The organism is Cytophagaceae bacterium (assembly GCA_016722655.1).
Taxonomy (GTDB): Bacteria; Bacteroidota; Bacteroidia; order Cytophagales; family Spirosomataceae; genus Leadbetterella.
The window spans coordinates 1,507,768-1,530,498 of sequence record JADKIR010000004.1 but is presented as its reverse complement, the minus strand read 5'-3'; the positions used below and the strand labels follow the sequence as shown (position 1 = coordinate 1,530,498).

General features: G+C 37.8%; 18 protein-coding genes. 7 read left to right on the top strand and 11 right to left on the bottom strand.

Annotation, left to right across the window (positions count from 1 at the left end; translation table 11 throughout):
* Window positions 1–11: 11 nt before the first annotated feature.
* Window positions 12–1,136: a DNA polymerase III subunit beta gene (gene dnaN / locus IPP61_07060; GenBank protein ID MBL0324925.1), complete on the top strand. Its 1,125-nt coding sequence runs from the start codon at window positions 12–14 to the stop codon at window positions 1,134–1,136.
* Between the two features lie 227 nt (window positions 1,137–1,363).
* On the top strand, window positions 1,364–2,734 hold the full coding sequence (locus IPP61_07055) for a DEAD/DEAH box helicase (GenBank protein ID MBL0324924.1): 1,371 nt from the start codon (window positions 1,364–1,366) through the stop codon (window positions 2,732–2,734).
* 55 nt (window positions 2,735–2,789) lie between these two features.
* Here the strand turns inward: IPP61_07055 and IPP61_07050 are convergent, their stop codons facing one another.
* The 6 genes from IPP61_07050 to IPP61_07025 form a co-directional block, all read right to left on the bottom strand.
* Window positions 2,790–3,911 carry an ATP-binding protein gene (locus IPP61_07050; protein ID MBL0324923.1) on the bottom strand — a complete coding sequence of 374 codons (1,122 nt, stop codon included), beginning with the start codon at window positions 3,909–3,911 and terminating at the stop codon, window positions 2,790–2,792.
* A gap of 154 nt (window positions 3,912–4,065) precedes the next feature.
* Window positions 4,066–4,854, bottom strand: a complete 789-nt coding sequence (locus tag IPP61_07045) for a 2,4-dihydroxyhept-2-ene-1,7-dioic acid aldolase (protein ID MBL0324922.1) — start codon at window positions 4,852–4,854, stop codon at window positions 4,066–4,068.
* Between the two features lies 1 nt (window position 4,855).
* On the bottom strand, window positions 4,856–6,352 hold the full coding sequence (gene glpK / locus IPP61_07040; GenBank protein MBL0324921.1) for a glycerol kinase GlpK: 1,497 nt from the start codon (window positions 6,350–6,352) through the stop codon (window positions 4,856–4,858).
* 92 nt (window positions 6,353–6,444) lie between these two features.
* Window positions 6,445–6,861: a putative toxin-antitoxin system toxin component, PIN family gene (locus IPP61_07035; protein ID MBL0324920.1), complete on the bottom strand. Its 417-nt coding sequence runs from the start codon at window positions 6,859–6,861 to the stop codon at window positions 6,445–6,447.
* Window positions 6,845–7,096 carry a hypothetical protein gene (locus tag IPP61_07030; GenBank protein ID MBL0324919.1) on the bottom strand — a complete coding sequence of 84 codons (252 nt, stop codon included), beginning with the start codon at window positions 7,094–7,096 and terminating at the stop codon, window positions 6,845–6,847. Before IPP61_07030 ends, IPP61_07035 begins: the two co-directional genes overlap by 17 nt.
* 41 nt (window positions 7,097–7,137) lie before the next feature.
* Window positions 7,138–7,983: a DUF1080 domain-containing protein gene (locus tag IPP61_07025; GenBank protein MBL0324918.1), complete on the bottom strand. Its 846-nt coding sequence runs from the start codon at window positions 7,981–7,983 to the stop codon at window positions 7,138–7,140.
* A gap of 175 nt (window positions 7,984–8,158) precedes the next feature.
* Here IPP61_07025 and IPP61_07020 point away from each other — a divergent pair, with 175 nt between their 5' ends.
* Both IPP61_07020 and IPP61_07015 read left to right on the top strand, forming a co-directional pair.
* The gene (locus tag IPP61_07020; protein MBL0324917.1) at window positions 8,159–8,680 is read left to right on the top strand and encodes a gluconate 2-dehydrogenase subunit 3 family protein; all 522 of its coding nucleotides are present in this window, start codon (window positions 8,159–8,161) and stop codon (window positions 8,678–8,680) included.
* A gap of 2 nt (window positions 8,681–8,682) precedes the next feature.
* Window positions 8,683–10,389: a GMC family oxidoreductase gene (locus tag IPP61_07015; GenBank protein ID MBL0324916.1), complete on the top strand. Its 1,707-nt coding sequence runs from the start codon at window positions 8,683–8,685 to the stop codon at window positions 10,387–10,389.
* Between the two features lie 81 nt (window positions 10,390–10,470).
* On the opposite strand, the gene IPP61_07010 is transcribed toward IPP61_07015, so the two are convergent.
* Both IPP61_07010 and IPP61_07005 read right to left on the bottom strand, forming a co-directional pair.
* A complete protein-coding gene (locus IPP61_07010) occupies window positions 10,471–11,466 on the bottom strand; it encodes a glycoside hydrolase family 43 protein (protein MBL0324915.1) in 996 nt (331 codons plus the stop codon).
* 169 nt (window positions 11,467–11,635) lie between these two features.
* Complete coding sequence (locus IPP61_07005; GenBank protein MBL0324914.1) at window positions 11,636–12,394, bottom strand: hypothetical protein; 759 nt, start codon at window positions 12,392–12,394, stop codon at window positions 11,636–11,638.
* A gap of 388 nt (window positions 12,395–12,782) precedes the next feature.
* Between IPP61_07005 and IPP61_07000 the strand changes: the two genes are divergently transcribed.
* Window positions 12,783–13,256, top strand: a complete 474-nt coding sequence (locus tag IPP61_07000; protein ID MBL0324913.1) for a YkgJ family cysteine cluster protein — start codon at window positions 12,783–12,785, stop codon at window positions 13,254–13,256.
* A gap of 5 nt (window positions 13,257–13,261) precedes the next feature.
* On the opposite strand, the gene IPP61_06995 is transcribed toward IPP61_07000, so the two are convergent.
* Both IPP61_06995 and IPP61_06990 read right to left on the bottom strand, forming a co-directional pair.
* Complete coding sequence (locus IPP61_06995; protein ID MBL0324912.1) at window positions 13,262–13,828, bottom strand: hypothetical protein; 567 nt, start codon at window positions 13,826–13,828, stop codon at window positions 13,262–13,264.
* 729 nt (window positions 13,829–14,557) lie between these two features.
* Window positions 14,558–15,619, bottom strand: a complete 1,062-nt coding sequence (locus tag IPP61_06990; protein MBL0324911.1) for an alpha/beta hydrolase — start codon at window positions 15,617–15,619, stop codon at window positions 14,558–14,560.
* A gap of 334 nt (window positions 15,620–15,953) precedes the next feature.
* On the opposite strand from IPP61_06990, the gene IPP61_06985 reads away from it, so the two are divergent.
* Complete coding sequence (locus IPP61_06985; protein ID MBL0324910.1) at window positions 15,954–16,298, top strand: hypothetical protein; 345 nt, start codon at window positions 15,954–15,956, stop codon at window positions 16,296–16,298.
* Between the two features lie 176 nt (window positions 16,299–16,474).
* Here the strand turns inward: IPP61_06985 and IPP61_06980 are convergent, their stop codons facing one another.
* Window positions 16,475–19,414: an FAD-binding protein gene (locus IPP61_06980; protein ID MBL0324909.1), complete on the bottom strand. Its 2,940-nt coding sequence runs from the start codon at window positions 19,412–19,414 to the stop codon at window positions 16,475–16,477.
* Window positions 19,415–19,700: 286 nt separating this feature from the next.
* Between IPP61_06980 and IPP61_06975 the strand changes: the two genes are divergently transcribed.
* Window positions 19,701–22,724 carry a TonB-dependent receptor gene (locus IPP61_06975; protein ID MBL0324908.1) on the top strand — a complete coding sequence of 1,008 codons (3,024 nt, stop codon included), beginning with the start codon at window positions 19,701–19,703 and terminating at the stop codon, window positions 22,722–22,724.
* The last annotated feature ends 7 nt before the right edge of the window (window positions 22,725–22,731 follow it).

The following is a 22,731-nucleotide window of genomic DNA, read 5'->3' as shown; positions in this document are numbered from 1 at the left end:
AATTAAGAGAAATGAAATTAGTTGTTTCGTCGTCAGAACTTGTAAAAAACCTTTCAAATATAAGTGGGGTGATTGCCCCCAACCCGTTGGTCCCCATACTCGAAAATTTCCTTTTCGAACTTGAAAAATCTTCACTGACTATCACTGCTTCTGACATGCAGACAGTTATGGTTTCTGAGGTTACCGTTGATTCTTCTGATACAGTTTCGGTGGCTATCCCTGCCAAACTTTTGATGGACACACTCCGCAGTTTGCCAGATCAGCCAATTACTATCAATATCAGCAAAGATACTTTTGGTGTAGAAATAACCACCAGCAACGGTCGCTTCAAAATTGCCGGTGAAAATCCTTTGGACTTCCCGAAGGCACCACAGGTAAACCGTAATTTCAATATTGAGCTGGACTCACATACATTGGCCTCAGCCATTAATAATACGCTTTTTGCCACCAGTACCGACGACCTCCGTCCGGCTATGACAGGTGTGTTTGTTGATATTCAGGAAGATAGCACCACTTTTGTAGCTACTGACGGTCACAGGTTGATCCGTTATCGCAGAGAAGATATTAAGTCGGCCACGCCCACTACCATGATTCTTCCTCGTAAAGCTCTTAACCTTATCAAGTCGTCGTTGCCTTCTGAGAATGTGCCTGTGGTGACTGAATTCAGCAATTCCAACGCCTTTTTTAGCTTTGGAAATATCAAATTGATTTGCCGTCTGATTGACGAAAGATATCCGGATTACGAAAACGTTATTCCGAAGGCCAATCCTAACAAGATGACGATAGAAAGATCGAAGTTCCTGAGTTCGCTGAAAAGGATTGCGATTTTCTCTAATAAAACAACTCATCAGATCAGACTAAAAATTGCTGCCACTGAGTTGACTATCTCTGCTGAGGATTTGGATTATTCTAACGAGGCCGTAGAAAAAATTGACTGTGAGTTTGTTGGAGAAGATATGGAGATAGGCTTCAACGCCAAGTTTTTGGCTGAAATGTTGAGCAATCTGGGCTCTTCCACCGTTACGCTTGAGCTCTCGATGCCTAACCGTGCCGGTTTGATTATCCCTGCCGACAAAGAAGAAAACGAAGACATCCTGATGCTCGTGATGCCTGTGATGTTGAATTCTTATTCTTAATAAAATTAAAGTATTTTGAAATAATAAAAGCCACTCGAAAGGGTGGCTTTTATGCTTTTTGGTGCATCAACCAAATAGTTTTTTTATTATCCAAAAAAAGTCTAATCTAATAATTCATAACCTTTACCCTAGAAAAAATATATCTCATCCCATCTCTTTTATGTTGAAAATTATGATTTTTAAACAAATAGGCCTTCTCAGCTGTATCTTTGCCAATTATTTAGAATATGGAAGAGAATCCTTTTAAGATATTTGACCTCAACAAACAGCTGCTTATGGCAGTGGAGGAGTTGGGTTATACCGAGCCTACCGAAATCCAGACCAAGGCTATTCCGCTGATTCTTCAGGGACACGATGTGCTGGGAATAGCCCAAACAGGAACCGGGAAAACCGCCGCCTATGCTTTACCTATCTTGATGAAAGTCAAATATGCTCAGGGTCAAAATGCCCGTTGCATGGTCTTTGCTCCTACGCGTGAGCTGGTGATACAGATTGATGCGGCTTTCAGAGAATTAGGTAAATATACTGACCTTCGTTTTGTAGCACTCTATGGTGGTCTGGGGCCGAAAACCCAAATTGAAAACCTCAAAAAGGGAGTTGATATTATTATTGCCACTCCCGGGAGGTTTATGGATTTGTATTTGTTGGGTGAAATCCCCACCAAAAGCCTTCAATATCTTGTGCTAGACGAAGCCGACAAGATGATGGACATGGGATTTATGCCACAAATCCGTAAAATATTGGAGGTGATACCCCGAAAAAGGAAAAATCTTTTATTTTCGGCTACTTTCCAACCCAGAGTTGAGAAACTTTCCGAGGAGTTTTTGGAGGCTCCTTTGAAAATCGAAATTACGCCATCTGCAACTGCAGCAAGCACTATAAGTCAGAAACTATATAAAGTACCCAATTTCAGGACCAAGATTAATCTATTGGGTCACCTGCTTGATTCTGAGGAAATTACCAGAGCAATGGTGTTTTGCAGAACCAAAACCGTAGCCGACAACGTGTTTAAGTTTTTGGAAAGAAAAGTTTTGGGCTCTACACAGGTGCGGGTGATTCACGCCAACAAAGGCCAAAATACCCGTATGAACTCTGTGGATGATTTCAGGGCTGGAAATATCAGGGTGCTTGTGGCAACTGATGTAGCCTCGAGAGGGATTGATATTACAGCGGTATCACATGTGATAAATTTTGATTTGCCGCTGATTTATGAAGACTATATTCACCGTATTGGCCGTACCGGCAGGGCCAAAATGGAGGGGGAAGCTATCACGTTTTTGTTGCCTTCGGAAGATTATCATCTGGAAAAAATACAAAAGATTATCAGGAGCACGATTCCGGTTTTAGAGATTCCTGAAAATGTAAAAATTGAAGAAACTCCTTACGAAGAACAGCAGCAAATGCTGAAAGAACTTGACGACCAACGCAAGAAAGAAGACCCCACTTTCCAGGGAGCTTTTCATGAAAAATCAGAAAGAAATCAACGCATTCTGAAAATGAAAATTGAGGCTTCAGAAAAGAAAAAGGCACTCAGAGAAAAGCGAAACGTCAGGAAACCGAAGGCACAGAAGGGGAAAGTTGGGAAGAAAAAATATTAATTTGGTGATTATAATCACCAAATTAATATAAAAACGGAGGATATAATCCCTGAATTTAAAGAAAAGTATTAAAGTTTTCCCTGTGTATCACTTCAGATTTGGAGGGAGAGTACTCATTTTTAAATGGAAGTGGAAACTTAGTTTTTGCTTTAGGATTCCACTTGAATTCGAATGCCTGCAACTGGCCGTTTGATTCCTCTACATAGTCGATTTCCTGTTGTGCATGTGTACGCCAGAAATAGTTTGACACGATTCGTCTTTCATACTGATTCTTTTTCATTCTTTCGCTAATCAAGAAATTCTCCCATAGTGCCCCGGTATCATTTCTTAGATTTAAAACATTATAGTTTTGAATGATAGCGTTTCTTATTCCATTATCATAAAAATATATCTTTCGACTCGAAGTAATTTCATTTCTTAGATTACGGCTAAATGGTTGTAGTCTAAATATAACAAATGCTTTTTCGAGAAGATCCAGATAGTTTTCTACAGTTGCTTTATCGATTTCCAACATTCTGCCAAGTTCATTCAGTGATACTTCATTGCCTAGTTGTAATGCAAGAGCCTTGAGCAGTTTTTCAAGAATTTGTGGTTTTCTAATACCCGAATATGAAAGTAAATCTTTATAAAGATAAGAAGTGTTGAGCTCAGTCAATATCTCTTCTTCATTACCCTTTTGATTGATGACATCGGGATACATACCATAAATCATGCGATTCTCCAATTGATCGAGTGCTTGCAAATACCCAGTATTTTCCACAAGTTCAGCCCAGCTTACAGGATACATCTTAAATTCAATTTTCCTGCCAGTCAATGGCTCATTTATATCATTGGCCAGCTCAAATGCTGATGAGCCCGTCGCCAGCACCTGCACCTCCGGGAAATTGTCATGCATGATTTTCAGGGTAAGACCTATATTTTTGATTCGTTGAGCTTCATCAATCACCACCAGTCTGTTTGTGCCAATTGTGGCACCAATTTGCTCAAAACCCGCATTGGAAAGCCCTTCTCTAATTATAGGCAGGTCAGCATTTAGGTAAATCCCTTGAACATTAGTCGTTCTGAGAATTTCATTCAAAAGTGTAGTTTTTCCTACTTGCCTTGGGCCAAATATCAGCAAAGTTTTACCTTGAAACAGACGATTTTTTATCAAGCCTTCTATTTTTCTTGTTATCATCCCATAATTTTTTTTGCAAATATATAAAAACGGAGATTATAATCCCCAAATTAATATAAAAACAGAGAATACAATCCCTAAATTTATAAAAAATAAAACAAAAAATATTTTCGAAATGATTTTATCTCTTGTAACTGGCTAATTTTCAAATATATTAATACCCGCTCAATTTGCTTTTTCCATCGTTATTATGAAACTCATCCAAAGTATTTTTTGCAATGGTTTTTAAGGCCGAGGAGTCATTAAACATCGTAAGGAATTTGAATCCCAGGTCAGCAAATAATCTTGCATTTTTTGGGTTTCCGGCATGAATCCCTGTGATGAGATGGTTTTCTTCGGCTACTGCCAATATTTCTTTGAGAATTTTAAGGAAGCCCGGGTCTTCAAAATCAGCCAATTTCTTATAACCCAGAGATGCACTTAAGTCCCATGGACCTATATAAAAACCATTCAGATGTTCAACTTTGGCCATTTCCCGCATATTTTTGAGAGCATCAGGCGTCTCTATCATGGCGAATGTGATGGTGTGCTGGTTGGCGGTTTGCATATAATTTTCTCCAAAAACCACACTGGCTCGGGTTGGACCTATACTTCTATTGCCTTCCGGGTAATATTTGGTTGCTCTCACAAAAGCCTCAGTTTCCTCGGCAGTATTGAGCATAGGGCATATCAACCCTTCTACACCGGCATCTAGCATACGCATAATGTAAGCGGGGTCGTTGGCCGGGAGCCTTACAAATGAAGTGGCTGAGGATGCCTTCATGACCTGAAGCATTTGCACCATAGTGTTGAGGTCTGAGGCAAGGCCATGTTGAGCGTCGATAGTGATTGCATCAAAGCTCGTAGTGGCCAGAATTTCGACATTCCAGGCCGAGGGCGAACTCACCCAGGCATTGGTTACCGGTTGCCCTTCAGCCCATTTCTTTTTTAAGGTATTTTGCATTTTAATCTTCCCAGTTTCGCGAACGTTCTATTGCCTTTTTCCAGCCTTTATGATAGGTTGCTCTTTTCGTTTCATCCATTTGAGGTTGCCATTGTTTATCTACACCCCAGTTTTCTACCAAATCTTCAAGATTTGACCAGAATCCCACTGCCAGGCCTGCAGCATACGCAGCACCAAGTGCGGTGGTTTCAATCATTTCGGGTCTTATTACAGGTACTTTAAGCATGTCAGACTGAAACTGCATGAGCATCTCGTTGACCACCATACCTCCATCAACTCTCAACGAAGAAAGCGAAAGTCCGGCGTCTTTTTCCATCGCTTCCAATACATCAAGAGTCTGATAAGCAGTGGCTTCCAATACCGCTCTCGCAATGTGGCCCTTGTTGACAAATCGGGTAAGGCCTGCGATCACTCCTCGGGCTGAATTCTCCCAATAAGGTGCGTACAGACCGGAGAATGCCGGAACAAAATACGTTCCGCCATTATCCTCAACAGTTGCTGCCAGCCTCTGTACATCTGCTGAGTTTTTTATGATTCCGAGGTTGTCCCTGAGCCATTGAACCAAAGCCCCGGCAATAGCAACGGATCCTTCTAAGGCATAATGAACAGGCTGGTTTTCAAACTGGTAAGCAACAGTTGTCAAGAGTCCAAATTTCGAAGGGATGGGCTTCGGGCCTGTATTCAATAGCATAAAGCAACCGGTACCATAAGTGTTTTTAGCTTCCCCAGGTTTAAAGCAGGTTTGTCCAACCAATGCAGCCTGTTGGTCACCCAAAATTCCGGCAAGTGGTACTCCAGCTAATGGTTCTGACTTAATCTCTCCATATTTCATGCTGCTCGGTTTGATTTCGGGCAACATGGCTTTGGGGATGTTTAGTAAAGTGAGAATTTCATCGTCCCAGGTTTGGGTTTCAAGGTTCATGAGTTGGGTACGTGAAGCGTTGGTCACATCGGTAATGTGGAGGCCTCCGTTGATTCCTCCGGTCAGATGCCAGGCCACAAATGTATCCATGTTACCAAAAATCGCCGTACCATTTTCGGCATCTTCCCGCAAACTCTCCACATTTTCAAGCAGCCATTGAATTTTCAAACCACTGAAATAAGTGGCTAGAGGAAGACCGGTTTTATCACGAAACCATTGGCTTCCGGTGGTTCTTTCGAGTTCGTCGACACGTTTCCCTACACGGGTATCTTGCCACACGAGGGCATTGTAATAGGGCTTTCCTGTGCGGCGGTTCCAAACGACGGTGGTTTCCCTTTGGTTGGTGATACCACAAGCCAAAATATTCTCGATTTTGATCTGTTGTTTGATACGGGCGTTGGCAATTACTTCCTGGGTATTTCGCCAGATTTCCTCGGGGTTGTGTTCTACCCAGCCGGGCTGAGGAAAAATCTGCTCATGCTCTTTTTGAGCGACAGATATTATTTTTCCTTTTTTATCAAAAAAAATACAACGGGTACTGGTAGTCCCCTGGTCTATTGAGGCAATGTAATTCATTTTTTAAGGCTGAAATTTTAAAATTCTAAGTTAGTAGAAAGATGGTAATAAAAAGTTTATTGAAAAGAAAAAAGTTTTACCAAAAAAGACCTCTAACTGGGTTTTTTTATAAAATCCAACAATTGTTTTATGGTTAGGATTTTAATATTTTCCACAGAATTTAAGATTAAAAGGTCTTTATCGCCTGTTATTAAAATTTCAGATTCGGAATCTATTGCAAGATTAATTAAATAATCATCATTCAGGTCTCTACAAAAAGTATTTTTTGAATGTGAAATAAAAGAAGATGTATGATTTTCAAGGATATCGAACAACAAAATCACTCTATCTTTAGAAAGATAGTTCCGAATTTTTTCTTTTTCTAGAGTTGCTACAATTTCATCTATAAGTCCTTCACATACAATGAATTCTATATTTGTTGAATTTAATAATTCGAAAAAATCGTATGTAATAGATTTGCTTCCAATCGCAAGGCTTACCCAAATATTGGTATCAACTACGACTTTCATTTCGTTTTTTTCTGACTTCTTTTATTTCCGTTATTATTTCTTCAAGCGAAATTTCCGGGTCTGACTTGGGAAGACTCTCTAAAAGGGATTTTAGCTTAAATTGTAGCGATATATTTTGTGCTTTTTCTTCCACAGGAACAACAGTAACTTCAAACTCTTTTTGAGTAAAGTCCTTTGGCAACTCAATTGTAAGCAAACCATTCCGGGGTTTAAGAGTTTTCCTTATCGCATTCATTTTTAAATAATTTTAAACAAATCTAACAAAAATACTTCTATTTAGTATTTACACTTCTTATTATCAGCTTTTTGATAATAGTTTTTAAAGTTTTTAGCTTTGGGGTCCATGCAACCTTCAAGCTCAAGGAGTTCGACCTTTCTAAACTCTATCGCGTGGCTTTCACTCTGCAATGAAATACTTCCATGGCTGAGAGCCTGACCATCGGGCTTGATTTTTGGATCATATCCACTTACTACTCCGCCTCCTATTACCGGCTTTTCGTAGGTCATTACCAGCTCGTTATTTATAAAATGTCTGATTAAAGAATCTCCCAAAACCTCCACTTCGGCTCTTACCCATTGGTCACCATCAAATGTTTTTGAAGTAGAATTGATGCAGTGTCGGGTGTCAAATTTGTTTTCATAAGTTACGTGCGTTCCCGGTGTACAAAGGTTACAGTTGGTTCTGGGTTTGCCGTCTCCTTTTCCACCAAGCAGCTGTACCTCTATGGAAACCGGAAAATCCTGGTCTTTGAGCATAGTATTGGCAGGTTGACCATGAATCATGATGCCACTGTTTCGCCAGGCCCAATCTTCTCCGCCTTTGGCTTGCTCACCTACAAAACGGTACTCAACAGCTATTTTGTAATAAGAAAAATCACCTTTGTAAAACATGTGCCCATAGCGGTAGTTAAATGGGTCGTAAGCATCGGTATTGACCACTATTTTTTTGTCTTTTACCGAAAAAGTATTTCCGAAATTATCATTAAGATCATAATTTCTGATTTTTATATCCCAGTTTTTCAGGTCTTTGCCATTGAAGAGTTGCTTCCATTCTTTTGGGGGGGCTGTGATTTGACCAAATGAATTGGCGGTTATGAAAATAAACCAAAGGACTTTTTTCATTGATAAAAATTTAAGAATTGCCTAAAGCAAAAGGTTGAAAACTGTGCAATTTATTATAAAACTGCGATTTTGGGTTTTTTTGTAAGAAAATTTAATGCAAATTGAATTTTAGAAGCAATAGAATCGAATTATTTAATAATTTTAAAAATTAATATCGACCTTAATTGAAAATTGGATGAAACGACGCGAAGTTTTTTCGAGCCTGACCCTTGGTATTGTCGGTGCGGTTAGTCTCCCTTCCTGGGCAAATAACTGGACAGCCAAAAATCTTAAACCTGACAGTTTAGAACTTAACACTTCAGAGGAAGACCTCCTCGAGGCCATTTGTGAAGCAATAATTCCCGAAACCGATACTCCAGGTTCCAGAACATTACAAATACCCAAATTTGTAAAACTCATGGTGACAGATATGCATAAGGTGGCTGACCAGGACAAGTTTAAAAAGGGACTGGCAAAGGTAAACGAACTCTCAATTTCTCTTTTCGGAAAATCTTTTGAAGGTTCAAATACTCAGCAGAAGCTTCACTTATTGCAGGGCTTTGGGATGAGTTCTGACGAAAACCTGAGGTTTTTTATGGATGCCACCAAACGATATGCCGTGCGAGCGTATACTACTTCAGAATATTATCAGGTCAACATTGAGAAATTTGAATTTGCTCCTGCCCGTTATCATGGCTGTGTGCCTTTAAATCAGTAATTATGAACTTAATAAATAAAGAAAAAAGAACCTTTGATGCCATTGTGATTGGTTCGGGAATCAGTGGGGGATGGGCAGCGAAAGAGCTTACTGGTAAGGGCTTGAAAACCTTGGTTCTGGAAAGAGGAAAAGATGTGCCTCATATCACGGGATATCCTACCACACTCTATCAACCATGGGATTTTGAGCACAGAAACCAATTGCCCCTGGCCATAAGAGAAGAAAACCCGACTGTAAGTAAATGTTACGCTTTCTATGAAGGCACTGAGCAGTTTTTTGTAAAAGACAAAGAGCATCCTTATGTGCAGGAGAAACCATTTGACTGGATTCGGGGGTATCAGGTAGGTGGAAAGTCTCTCCTATGGGCACGACAAACTCAACGCTGGAGTAAATATGACTTTGAAGGGCCCACCCGCGATGGTTTTGCCGTGGAATGGCCTATTAGCTACGACGATTTAGCTCCATGGTATAGCTATGTAGAGAAGTTTGCCGGAATTTCGGGTAACAAAGACGGACTCGACCAACTGCCCGATGGGGAGTTTTTAGCTCCGCATGAGTTTAATTGTGTTGAGGATTATTTCAGTAAAAAAGTAGCTGAAAAATACAAAGGCAGCCGGCATGTAATCATGGGGAGATGTGCCCACCTTACTACCCCAAAGCAGATTCACTTCGATCAGGGTAGAGCTCAGTGCCAGCATCGCACTATCTGCGAGCGGGGCTGTCCTTATGGTGGATATTTCAGCAGCAATGCTTCCACCCTGCCGTGGGCCATGAAAACGGGAAAAATGTCACTCAGGCCGCATAGTGTGGTGCATAGTATCATTTATGATGATGCCAAACAAAAGGCAAGTGGCGTGAAAGTTATTGATGCCCTTACGGGAGAAATGACTGAGTTCTATGCAAAAATAATTTTTGTCAACGCTGCTGCCTTAAATTCTAACCTCATTTTGCTTAATTCTGTCTCTAATCGTTTCCCAAACGGTCTTGGAAATGATAGCGGGGTTTTGGGAAAATATGTAGCTTTCCATAATTACAGGGCAAGAGTATGGGGTGAATATGACGGATTTTTGGATAAAACCACCGAAGGAAACCGACCTAACAGCCCGTACATCCCCCGGTTCAGGAATGTCCTTAAGCAGGAAACCGACTTTTTGCGTGGCTATGCAGCGGGTTTTGGTGCGGGAAGAATGAGTCATAATAGCCAGGAAGGATTAGGTGAAACACTTAAAAATAATCTCCATAAAACTATCAATGATGGCTGGTATGTGGGCTCGCACATGATGGGTGAAACTATCCCGAAAGAAAGCAATTATGTAGCATTGGACAAAAACCTCAAGGATCCTTTTGGTATTCCTCAACTCAAAATATCCGTAGCCTATGATGACAACGATGATAAAATGGTGAAGGATTACATTGAGCAAATGACTGAAATGTTTGAAATGGCTGGCTTTAAGAATGTAAAATCGGCTGATAGTAAGCAGGCTGCCGGGCTCGATATTCATGAGATGGGAGGAGTACGTATGGGTAAAGACCCCCAAACTTCCATGTTAAACGCCTTCAACCAGCTGCATGCATGTAAAAATGTATTCGTGACTGACGGTGCCAGCATGACCTCAACCTCAACCCAAAACCCATCGCTCACCTATATGGCTCTTACGGCTCGTGCAGCAGACTATGCAGTGAAGGAGATGAAGAAGGGGAATTTGTAAGAATTAAAATATCTGTAATTGAATGCCTCGATTATAAATAATTGAGGCATTTTCTTTTATTTGGGTTATTTCACAATCTTCTCAATAACTGATTTCAATCCCCACCCCATATTTCACCGGTGAACCAAAATCCGGCTTCCCATTTTTCCAGGAAAAAGGTTGGATATTTACCTGTCTGTCCCATCCGGCACCTTTGTGGCGAGCGGAATGATAAATGATATAATTCTGATTCTTAATCTTAATAAATGAACAATGGCCGGGACTAGTCACATATTCATTACTTTCAAAAACAGGTTGAGACGCCTTTTTCCATTTTCCGGCATCTATTGGGTTTTTACCTTGCAACTCCAACATTCCCAGGCAATAATGATCTGACCAGCTGCCCGCTGCAGAATAAATCAGGAACAGATTTCCGTCTTTTTCAAGGATTTCCGGACCTTCATTAATAGTAGGAAGACCCTTGCCTGAGCCCCTTTTTTCCCATTCGTATTCCGGTTTTGAGAGCAGAATTCTTTCTGATTTTATTTTTGTTGGACTATCCATTTCGGCTATGTAGATGTTCTGCTGTACATTCACATCCCCGTCCCATCCACTCCAAACATAATACATCTTGCCATTAAAAATAAATGGAGACCCATCAATTGCCCACTTGTCAGATTTGTCAGTAAGTTTTCCCAAGTAAATGAAATTCGAATTGATAGATTCATTTTCAGAAGCTATTACGTGCATTCGGTGGTTGTCATTTTTGCCATCATCTGCTGCAACATATATATACCATCGATTGTCAAAATGATGGAGTTCGGGAGCCCATACTTCCTTTGAATAATTGGTGGTCTTTAGTGGTATCCAAAGGATTCTTTCTACTGCGTTTTTTAGTTCAGAAATTCTGTTTACTGATTTCAGAAAAATGGTATCTTTTCTAACATAACAATAGTGAAAAGTTTTACCTTCCCGTATAATCCATGGATCGGCACCATGTGATAGGATAGGGTTGGTAACTGTTTCAATGTCAAAGTTTTGTGCTTGTAAAGTACTCAAGTTCACAAAGAATATCAGAACAGAAAAGTATCTAATCATTATCTGTTTAAAATTTTTCTTACAAATTACTGACAATAAGAGTTTGAAAAGATAAGACAGTTGAAGTTTTTCTACTAAAGATTTAGAATATATTAAAATCCAGCAATTTTTCTTCTCTTAATTCTGATGACTGAAATTTGGAGTTTTTATTTTGAATAAATAATAGCTACTAATCAATTTCTCTAATCATACTAATTGGCATGGGATATTGGAGGCGTTTATTAAAAGCTGACCTCGATCTCCAGAATCCTAGACCTAACAGGAAATTCCCAATAGAGATTAATAAAATACTAATAATGAAATATTTATCAAGTTGTGTGTTGTAAAAATTTAACCCTCCAAATGAATCATGAAGCATAATTAAAATAACTCCCAATTTGATATAAATATGGTTTTTCTTGAGGTTATTTAAATATAAAATAAAGGTTGCTAGCAAAGCTTCTAATTCAGCCATAACAATAATCAAAATTGCCATTTCTGTATCGAGACTTCCATGATTATAAAATAAGTAAGCTAGTGAAAATGAAACTATCTGAGGACCTAATATTTTTAAATAATCTGATTTTGTCAAAAGCCGTATATCAGAGTGATGATGGTCCAGAATAAATAGAATTGTAATTTTTGAAAGTATGAAAAAGGCAGTTCCAAGTTTTAAGAAAAATAGATTATTATAATAAATAATTGTAGCCTGACCCAAAAAAACAAGTCCAAAATAAAGTTTGTATTTTGTATTTTGGTCAAAAACACCTTTTCGTTGAAAAGGCTTGACAAGAAAATAATTCAAAATAAGCAAAAGAAATACTTGAATTTCTTTTAAGTCTATTATTTGAAAAAAGGCTTTTAAAAAACAAAGCAATATGTAGTATACGAAAATTCGGGTATCTTGGTAAACAGTCAGTCTGCCTACACTTTTAAAATATTTTTTCATGGCTATTTTTAATAAAAAAAGAATATTAAAAATTGCTTAATTTGGAAATCAAACAACCTTAATTCTTTTGGTAATGCTTATTTTCTTATTTTTTAATAACCATAGTGATATTTCCTCTGCAAAGATTTGCAAAAATCTGCAATTTTTAAAGTTTTTGAGGGTCAATTACAGGTTTTTTTTTGCATTTTGAACGATAAAATTATCAAACGGTAGCATAATTAAATATTTTCGTGAAACACAGGTAAAAAAATGCAAACTTTTGCAAATTTGATGCTTAGAAATTTAAAACAGTTTTATTTTTTTGATACCATTAAGGTTGGATGAAATTGAGCCATTATTTTCTCAGACCATTGTATATTAGTTTTTACCTATTTAAAAAATCAGGAATTTGACGGAAGAAATATCAAAATTATGTGTCACCTGTGGAATGTGTTGTGATGGAAGCTTGTTTCGTCATGGGCACCTGTTTGATCAGGAAGATATAGATTTGGCAAAAGGATTGGGCCTGGAAGTTGTAGAAAATGAGGGCTTTAAAATGCCCTGCAAGTTTTTTGATGGAAAATGTTCCATTTGGACCTCTGAGAAACCAAAAATATGCGAAAAGTACTTTTGCAAACCCTTAAAAAGATATCTTAATGGCGATATTGATTTTGATGAAGCCAGTATAAAAGTGAAAAATCTTATTACTGTCAAAGAAAAAATGTTGATTGAATCTAGGCAATTTGAGGAGTTTAATGGCTTTACTCTCGTGCAAGTATGTGATAAATTGGACAATTGTAACCCTGAAAATCTTAAGAAATATGGGTTCCTTCATTTAATCAGGCTGGATTTGAACACCAAACTGAGGAATTTCTTTGATTAAATTCTCTATAAATAATTGAAAATAGATTCAGGACATTTTTCGCAATAGTTGTCCTTTTTAGAATCAGGTTTATCAATACTAAAAACCGACCTCTTTTTTTTACCGTAAATCACAGATTCTAAAAACGATTTCTTTGCAAATTCAACACTCAAAAACCAGTTGACAGAAGAGTTTGTTTCATGATTTTTGTATAATTCTTTACGAGAACTCCATAATCCTAATCCCAGTAAATAATTTCCGGCAATTATTAATGAATAGGTCAAAATAAAATAAGTATCGAATTTATGATGGAAGAAATTGAATCCTCCTATCGAGTCATGAAATAAAAGCAAAATCAATCCCAGTTTGATATATAGCTGATTTCTCAGATTATTTAAATATAAAATATAGGTCAAAAGTAATGCTCCTAATTGAGAGTATAAAATAACTAAAATCGAGGTGAAAGAGTCTAATTTTGAGTCGTTATATAACAGATAAGCCAATCCAAAGGATGCCACTTGTGGTCCGAGAATCTTCCAGTAATCTTGTCGGGTTTTGAATCCGATTTCTTTATGCTGATGGTCTAGAATCAATAAAATTATGATTTTCGATAAAATGTAAAAGACCATACCCAGCTTAAGAAACTCCGGTTTATTATAAAAAATAATGATTGATTGACCCAGAAACAAAAATGTAAAAAAGAAAAGAATCTTTTTATCGTATCCGGGTTGATTATTTTTTATAAAAGGTAAAACAAGAAGCAGATTCGATAAAAATAAAAATATCGTTTGAATTAAATAATTCTCAAGGTACTGTCCATAAATCTTTAAAATACTGAATATTAGATAAATGGCTAAAATAGAGTAACTTTTGTAAACTGATAAGTTTAGTAATTCATTTTTTAGGTTTTTCATGGTTATAATAATTGAAAACAGCTAAACCAGCATTATTGCTATTTCAAATTGAAAAATTGTTGATATTCAGGCTAATTGAAATATCGAATCTTTTAAAAGATATATTCTACCAAAAGGAAAATTCCTTTTTTATTGGTATAAAATTTCCAAAAAAAATCAGTTTGAATATTTTGGATGGAGAATTGTTTCTTCAGGCTATTTATTCATACAAATATGAGCAAAAATTATACCCTATAAATAATGATATTTTGTCTTTTTATTATACTATTTTGAAGATGAGGATTTTCTTTTTTAGTGATTTTTTTTAAAATATAATATTTAGAAAACTTTAGGGTTAGATAATTGTCCGTAAAATGGATACTTGAATGTTATATTTCTGCTCTTAGGTAAGTTTAAAGAGCAAAAAAATTAGCAAAATAGCCAATCCAAAGCTTTAGGAAACTCCTGCCCCCACCGTTTTTCATTGTGTTGCCCTTCGGGGTCAAGTTCAGCTTTGATTTGTATTTTATTAGATTCAAAGCCTTGACCTTCAATGGTTTCTTTTAGTTTTTCTATATTGGGAAGCATACTTTCGCTTTCTTTTCCTCCACCATAAAGGTATATTTTGGTATCTAGTGGATTAAAAAATTCTACGGCATCAAAGTATATTTTTGGTGAAGTCCACAACGAAGGTGAAAATACCATCAAGCGACCGATGGCCTCAGGATACATCATGCCCGTATAAATACTGATCAATCCACCCATTGAGCTGCCACCAATGCCCGTAAACTGTCTTTCAGGACGTGTACGGTAATGGTTATCAATATGTTGTTTCAGGGTTCTGACTATAAATGTAGCATAACGCATGCCCTGGCCTTTAACTTCATTTTTGTAGGGTGAAAACTCCACCTGACGGTCTTCTTCACCATGGTTTATAGCCACTATAATCACATCAGTTTTATCCTGTTTTTTCAACAAAGACAATCGCTTGTCGATTTCCCAATTGCCGTAAACCGACCCCTCGCCAAACAGGTTCTGGGCGTCATGCATGTACACCACCGGATATTTTTTTTCAGGATTTTTGTAATAATCGGCAGGTAGAATCACACTGATTACCCTGTGTTTTTTAAGCTGGGGGATTTCAATTTCAAATGATTCCACCAGAGGCATAAATTCTGAAAAATAAGGTGTAAACCCATTTTTACGCCACAAAGGCACATGGTCAATGTTGGGTTCGAAGGTAGGCAAAAACGTACGGTTTTTGCTGGTATTACCAAAAATATCCAACTCTACATGGTCCCAGCCACCTTTGGTGTATTTATACTGCAAAGATTGGTCAAATGTAAAATCTTTTTCGAGTTCCAGCCGATATTTTCCTTCTCCTACTTTATGCATTAAGAAACGCTCATCGCGGGGATTCCAGTTGCAGAAATCTCCCGAAATAAATACCGGACGGTCGTCGTTTGCGATGGTTTTAAGTTCTAAATACATTCTTCCTCGTTCAGGTCCTCTTATTTTTTACTTTTTTGGTTTACAAAAATAAGGCTATTGTACCCTGACGGCAATATTAAGGTCTATGTATCAGAAGTATTATTGGAAATATTATATTTAAAAAAGAATTTATCTTGATAAAATACAAAAGTAGTGTAGATAATCTCAAATTTTGGGTTTGTTTAGCTTCACAAAATTAAGTTTGCTTTGATTCAAAAGGATTTCAATTAATCGGTAAAAAAATACCGTTTAACGATATTTTTGTCCACACCACCGATTTCAGTTACTATTGACCTGTTTTCAATAATAATTTTGACAAAAAATAAAAAACGATATGAGAAAGCATAGAAGAACTTCGTCTGTAATTTGGTCGGTTATTTTAATTGCCTTGGGTGGAATTTTCCTCATGGACAACTTTGAAATGTTAAATTTTCACATTCCTGAACATTGGTTGAGCTGGAAATTAATTTTCGTTTTTATTGCAATCAACCATTTAGCTAAAGGCAAAATTTTTGGAAGTATTTTCTGGGGATTTGTAGCCTATGTGTTGTATTTTCCGGTCTTTTTAGATCAACTTTCAGTAAATTCGATCATCGATTTGTGGCCACTACTTTTGATTGGAATCGGACTGGATATGATTGCCAGAAAATACCGATCAGACTCAGATGAGTGTTATTGATAAAAAAAACCATAATTTGCCGGTAAGGGGTGGAGCATTGTAATTGCCTGATGATGAGTATTTTTGGTTGGCATTTTCAGTAGATTACTATTTCTGAACAGAACAGATAAAGGAAGGTATAGGAATTTTATCCACTCCAGGTCTGTCCACCTGCCTCTTTTAGGATTCTCTGCGGCCTAATTTTTCAAAGCATCAAACAAAATTTCAATGGGGTGCAAAGCTTTCCTTTGGGTGCCATCATGAATCTGGTGGCGACAGCTGGTTCCGGGAGCAGCTATTATCACATCATCGGGTTGTTGACGCACTGTAGGAAAAAGTACCATTTCGCCTATTTTCATTGATAAGTCATAATGTTCTTTTTCGTAGCCAAAAGATCCCGCCATGCCACAACACCCACTCGGAATCAGCTGTACTTCGTAGCCTTTAGGCAGGCTCAGCATTTTTTTGGTTGGTACTACTGAGGCCACAGATTTTTGCTGGCAATGTCCATGGAGTTTTATGAGTTTTTTTTCAGTCTTAAAAAGGCTTAGATCTATGCGTTTTTGATCGGACTCACGGACGATAAATTCGTCAAACATCAATACATTTTTCGACAATTCTACAGCTTTTTGAGCCAAAGTATGGGTAACCAACTCAGGGTATTCATCTCGGAAAGTCAGAATGGCACTGGGCTCTATTCCTACCAGTGGGGTTGATTCAGAAATGATTTCAGCCAAAAGAGCCACATTTTGATCGGCAAGATTTTTGGCCTGATCAAGCATGCCTTTTGAAAGGTATGAACGCCCCGAATCCACATGTTGAGGTACATGAATTTCGTAACCTAGTTTCAGCAACAAATCCACAGCTTTCTGGCCGATAGGCAGGTCATTATAGTTAGTAAATTCATCAATAAACAGGTAAACTTTTTTATCTGATTTTCCCGCAACTGTTCCGTGGTTTTTCCTGAACCAGGCCTTCAAAGTGTCGCTATGCAAAAGCGGCATGCTACGATCAGGATGGAAACCAACTACCTTATTGGAAATTTTTCTTAATGGTTTGTTTTTGAAAATAAAATTATAAGCCCAGGGTACAGTAGCCACAAAACGATTGAGTTTTGGATAGTTTCCTATTAGCCACGACCTCAAAGGCACACCATTCGTTTTTTGATATTGATACAGAAACTCCATTTTGAGTTTAGCCATGTCAACATTCGACGGGCATTCAGACTTGCAGGCTTTACATACCAAACATAGATCCAAAACTTCTTTAATTTCTTTAGAATCAAATCGATTGAGGTTGTCTGACTGTGTCAATGTTTCTCTCAAAATGTTTGCCCTGGCCCGTGTAGTGTCTTTTTCGCTTTTGGTGGCCATATAACTGGGGCACATTGTACCTCCACTTAAGTGAGATTTCCGGCAATCGCCTGAGCCATTACACTGCTCGGCATGTTGCAAAATATCCTGATCTTTAAACCTGAACATAGTTTTGAATTCAGGAGTTTTCTGTCCCGGTGTATATCTCAAAAACTCATCCATTGGTGGTGTATCCACTATTTTATGAGCATTGAAAATATTCTGTGGATCCCAAATTTTTTTGAGTTCTTTTATGAGTTGATAGTTTTTTTCGCCAATCTGTTGACGGATAAACTCACCCCTCAGACGACCATCACCGTGCTCACCCGAAAGCGAGCCTTTGTATTTTTTTACCAAAGTAGAAATCTCCTCTGCAATCATTCTGAATTGTGCCTTTCCCTCATGGGTTTTCAGATTGATAATGGGTCGCAAATGAAGCTCCCCAGTACTTGCATGAGCATAATGCACGCTGTACATGCCGTTTTTGCCTAGAATCTCATTAAACTCCCTGATGAAATCAGGTAAGTCGTTGACATCAACTGCAGTATCTTCAATTACAGCTACTGCTTTTTCATCGCCGGGAAGGTTGGATAATAAGCCCAGTCCGGCCTTTCGGAGCGTCCATACTTTTTTAATATCGTCGCCAAAAAGCACAGGAAAATGGTATCCCAAGCCTGCCGTACGCATTTCTGCTTCCATTTCGGCAGCAAGTTTTTCTACTTCTTCCCTGGAATCCCTCGAAATCTCAACACACAACAATGCCCCGGGGTCACCTTTTACAAAAAACCTGTTGGCCATTTGTTGCTTGTTGGCTTTAGTACATTCCAAAATATAGTGATCCATCAATTCAACGGCACTAGGCTGATACTTTAGGGCTATCAGATTGGCCCTCAAAGATTCATCTATGCTATTGCAATGCACTGCTACCACGCCTTGATGAGCCGGAGGCAATGAATTTACATGAAGTTTAAGTTCAGTTATAAAAATAAGAGTACCTTCTGAGCCGGCAATCAGCTTACAAAAATTAAAGCTTTCCTTAGATTCCGGATTAAAAACTTCAGTTTCGAGCAACTCATCAATGGCATAGCCGGTATTTCTTCTGGGGATGCTTCTTTTAGGAAACTCCTTTCTGATTTCTGTCTGATTTTCCGGGTCAGTTAGGATATCATTTGTAAACAAATACAACCTTTCTTCGAGGCTTAAGTCGCTGTCTTTCTTATTTTTATATTCCGAAATTCTATTTTCAAATTCTTCTTTTGTGATATCAGAAAATGTAACAAAACTGCCATCACTGAGGTATCCGCTCACTTGCATCAGGTGGTCACGGGCACTACCATAAATCACCGAATTGGAGCCACAGGAATTATTGCCCACCATGCCACCCACCATTGCACGGTTAGCGGTTGAGGTCTCGGGACCGAAGAACAGACCGTGTTTTTTTAAGGTCATATTCAGCTCATCTCTTACTACTCCCGGCTGTAGTCTTACCCAGGATTGAGTTTGATTTATTTCAATGATTTCGTTGTATGTTCTGGAAATATCAACAATAATTCCGTTTCCAACTACCTGTCCGGCCAAAGAAGTTCCTGCAGCCCTTGGGATAAGCGTTACTTTGTTTTTTTTGGCAAAGTCAATAAGGCTTTCTATGTCTTGATTATTTTTTGGGAAAGCCACCGCAACGGGCATTTCGCGGTAAGCCGAAGCATCAGTGGCATATAAGGTTTTCATCACTTTACTGTCATGAAATTCCCCTTCAAATTTTCCTTTCAGGTCTTCCAGATTCATTACGGATTCTACGCTATTTGATAATTTTTACAAAGATAGTCTATGTGCAAAATAATATTCTTAAAAATATCTTATTTGCCATCAAAATCGCCCCTATAAGTGTCAAAATGACATTTTTTAATTTAAAAAACATCAATTTCTTTTCTTTTTTTATTTGGACTTTAGAAATTTCTTTTTGTAGTTTTGTGAGTTGGTTCTTCAAATCATTCAATATAAAATTTGAATGGTTAAAGTTTTGAATCGACAGACCAAATTACTTTAATAATTTTTAAACAATTAACCTATGATGAACAAATTCTACCTTAGGGGTCGGAATGTTTCCGGCTTTGGGTTAGACTTTAAACAAAGCACAAGCTTGTTTTCTGTTCTTTTCTCACTGTTTTTATCTGTTTCAGTTTTTGCCCAGGATCTGAATGTTTCCGGTAAAGTTACTGATGGTTCAGGTTCTGGTCTTCCAGGAGCTACCGTTCAAGTAAAAGGTACCAACAAAGGAACTTCCACAGATGTTGATGGTAACTACAAACTTGCCGGCGTAGCCTCCAATGCTACTTTGGTGATTAGTTCAGTTGGTATGGCTACTCAAGAATTAGCCGTTGACGGTCGCACAGTTATCAATGTATCTTTGAAAGATGACGCTGCTCTACTTGAAGAAGTGGTTGTAGTGGGTTATGGTACTCAAAAAGTGAAAGATGCAACCGGTGCAATTGCATCAATTGGGTCTAAAGACTTTAACAAAGGTATCATCAATTCACCTGACCAAATGTTGGCAGGTCGTGTTGCCGGTGTACAGGTTACTCCTAACTCTGGTGATCCGGGTGCTGGGGTTAACATTACGATTCGAGGTACTGCATCATTGAGAGGTAATAACACTCCATTGTATGTGGTTGATGGTGTTCCATTAGATGGTGGAAATGTTACTCCAACAAATGGTGGAAACGGTGGTGTAGGATCAGTAGCACCAAGGAATCCATTAAACTTCCTTAACCCTGCTGATATCGAGAATATCTCGATTTTGAAAGATGCCTCTGCTGCAGCTATTTATGGTTCAAGAGGTGCAAATGGTGTAGTTTTGATAACTACAAAAAGAGGAAAAAGTGGAGCTGGAACTTTCAACTTCTCGGCTAACACTGCAGTTTCTACTCCGGCACAGAAGTATCAAATGCTTGATAAAACAGAATTCTTGGCTCAGTTAGGAAAAGCAGGACTTGATTTATCTTCAAAATTAAATAATGGAGGTAATGACAATGACTGGCAAAAAGAGATTTATCGTACTGGTATCACTCAAAGTTACAACATGAGCTTTGGTGGTGGTTCTGATAAAACTTCTTATTATTTCTCTTTGGCTTATCAGGATCAACAGGGAATTATCAAAAATTCTTCTCAGAACAGATTGCAAGGAAGAATTAATGCTTCGCACAAATTATTTGATAATAAAGTAGTAGTTGGTGTTAATTTAACAACAGCTAACATTAATGACGAATATGCCCCTATTTCAGGAGATATCGGTTATGAAGGTAACCTGGTAGCCAGAGCGATCTCTACCAATCCTACTTTTCCAATATTGAATCCTGATGGAAGTTACTATACAACTGGTACAGTTTCATTCCGTAATCCTGTTTCAATGTTGAACCAAATAAACATTTATGGTCCTACCAATCGTACTATGTTTAACCCATATGCTACCTGGAATATCATTAAAGGCTTAACTTACAAAGTAAGCTTCGGTATGGACAATTCTACATCAACTTTGAACAGAAGTATTGATGTTGGTACTCCTGGTTTTAACAATACTACTAATGGTGGAAAAGGTTTTGCAAGCATAGTAAACCTTAATAAAGTAGGTACTACCCTGGAACACACTTTAAATTATATCAAAACTTTTGGAAAATCGAATCTTGATTTATTGGGAGGTTTTGCTTATTACAAATATGAGAATGTTGGAAGTGGTTTAGATGCTAACTTCTTTATTGCACCTGCAGGTTTTCCTTTACTTAATAACCTTGGATTTGTAGACAATACTGGTTCAAATAAGGCTTACAGTGGTGGTTCATATAAAAACTTGTCTGAATTGCAATCATTCTTTGGAAGAGCTCAGTATAATTTTGCTGACAAATATTACCTTACAGCTACTGTACGTGCTGATGGTTCCTCAAAATTTGGTGCCAACAACAAATATGGTATTTTCCCTGCATTTAATGGTGCGTGGAGAATTGCCGGCGAAGAATTCTTCAAAAAAGGTGGTTTGGTTAGCGATTTGAAATTGAGAGCTGGTTGGGGTGTAACAGGAAACTCTGAAGGTTTCCCTGCTAACCAAACAATCAATACATATGTACCTGATGGTAACGGTGGTATCAGAAAAGAAAACGTTGCTAACCCTGATTTGAAATGGGAAAGTACTGTATCTTCAAACATCGGACTTGACTGGGCTATGTTATCAGGTCGTTTGTCTGGATCATTTGATTATTTCCAGAAATCAACAAAAGATTTGTTATTTGCACTTCCTGCAATGCAGCCTGATGTTGCGACAACAAGCTGGAGCAATATTGATGCTGATATTCGTAATCAAGGTCTTGAGGTTTTGGTAAATTATGATGTTTTATCTGGTAAGAAGTTGAGTTGGGATATTAGCCTGAATTCAACTTTCCTTAAAAACGAGGTTAAATCATTGGCAATTACTACTGCTAGAACTGGAGCTATTTATGGTCAAGGTCTTTCAGGTGCATTTGCTCAGCCAATTACAGTTGGATATCCTTTATATTCATTCTTTGTTCCTGAGTTTTTAGGATATGATGACAAAGGATTAACCAAATTAGGACAAACTAAAAACTTTGGAAGTCCGTTCCCTAAAGCTATTTGGGGTTTAACCAATAATTTTGCTTATGGCAATTGGTTTGCAAGCATATTTGTTAACGGTCAAAAAGGAGGCTATGTTTTGAATAACACAGCTTTAGCTCTGATGGGTGCTCCTGCAATTAAACAAGGTAATAACAGTGATTCAAGATGGATGGATGCAAAACAGTCTTATTCTGATGGTCTTACTGTTTCAAGTAAGTATGTTGAAAAATCTGACTTTGTTAGATTGAGTAACCTTGTAATCGGATATAATTTCAAAGTTAAAAGTAATTATATCAATAGCTTAGGTTTGAGTTTGACTGGTCAAAACTTGTTGTTGTTAACTAAATACAAAGGACTTGACCCTGAAATTACCAACCCTTCAGCTTCAATGGATGGTATTCCATCTAATGGTATCGATTATATATCATATCCTAAAAACAAAACATTTAGCCTTGGATTAAATGTTGGATTTTAATTTTTGA

Excerpts from the sequence above, each read along its gene's own strand:
- dnaN (MBL0324925.1), top strand. The coding sequence starts at position 12 with ATGAAATTAGTTGTTTCGTCGTCAGAACTTGTAAAAAACCTTTCAAAT.
- glpK (MBL0324921.1), bottom strand. The coding sequence starts at position 6,352 with ATGAATTACATTGCCTCAATAGACCAGGGGACTACCAGTACCCGTTGT.
- IPP61_07025 (MBL0324918.1), bottom strand. The coding sequence starts at position 7,983 with ATGAAAAAAGTCCTTTGGTTTATTTTCATAACCGCCAATTCATTTGGT.
- IPP61_07035 (MBL0324920.1), bottom strand. The coding sequence starts at position 6,861 with ATGAAAGTCGTAGTTGATACCAATATTTGGGTAAGCCTTGCGATTGGA.
- IPP61_07030 (MBL0324919.1), bottom strand. The coding sequence starts at position 7,096 with ATGAATGCGATAAGGAAAACTCTTAAACCCCGGAATGGTTTGCTTACA.
- IPP61_07005 (MBL0324914.1), bottom strand. The coding sequence starts at position 12,394 with ATGAAAAAATATTTTAAAAGTGTAGGCAGACTGACTGTTTACCAAGAT.
- IPP61_06975 (MBL0324908.1), top strand. The coding sequence starts at position 19,701 with ATGAACAAATTCTACCTTAGGGGTCGGAATGTTTCCGGCTTTGGGTTA.
- IPP61_07010 (MBL0324915.1), bottom strand. The coding sequence starts at position 11,466 with ATGATTAGATACTTTTCTGTTCTGATATTCTTTGTGAACTTGAGTACT.
- IPP61_06985 (MBL0324910.1), top strand. The coding sequence starts at position 15,954 with ATGAGAAAGCATAGAAGAACTTCGTCTGTAATTTGGTCGGTTATTTTA.
- IPP61_07045 (MBL0324922.1), bottom strand. The coding sequence starts at position 4,854 with ATGCAAAATACCTTAAAAAAGAAATGGGCTGAAGGGCAACCGGTAACC.
- IPP61_07050 (MBL0324923.1), bottom strand. The coding sequence starts at position 3,911 with ATGATAACAAGAAAAATAGAAGGCTTGATAAAAAATCGTCTGTTTCAA.
- IPP61_07020 (MBL0324917.1), top strand. The coding sequence starts at position 8,159 with ATGAAACGACGCGAAGTTTTTTCGAGCCTGACCCTTGGTATTGTCGGT.
- IPP61_07055 (MBL0324924.1), top strand. The coding sequence starts at position 1,364 with ATGGAAGAGAATCCTTTTAAGATATTTGACCTCAACAAACAGCTGCTT.
- IPP61_06990 (MBL0324911.1), bottom strand. The coding sequence starts at position 15,619 with ATGTATTTAGAACTTAAAACCATCGCAAACGACGACCGTCCGGTATTT.
- IPP61_07015 (MBL0324916.1), top strand. The coding sequence starts at position 8,683 with ATGAACTTAATAAATAAAGAAAAAAGAACCTTTGATGCCATTGTGATT.
- IPP61_06980 (MBL0324909.1), bottom strand. The coding sequence starts at position 19,414 with ATGAATCTGGAAGACCTGAAAGGAAAATTTGAAGGGGAATTTCATGAC.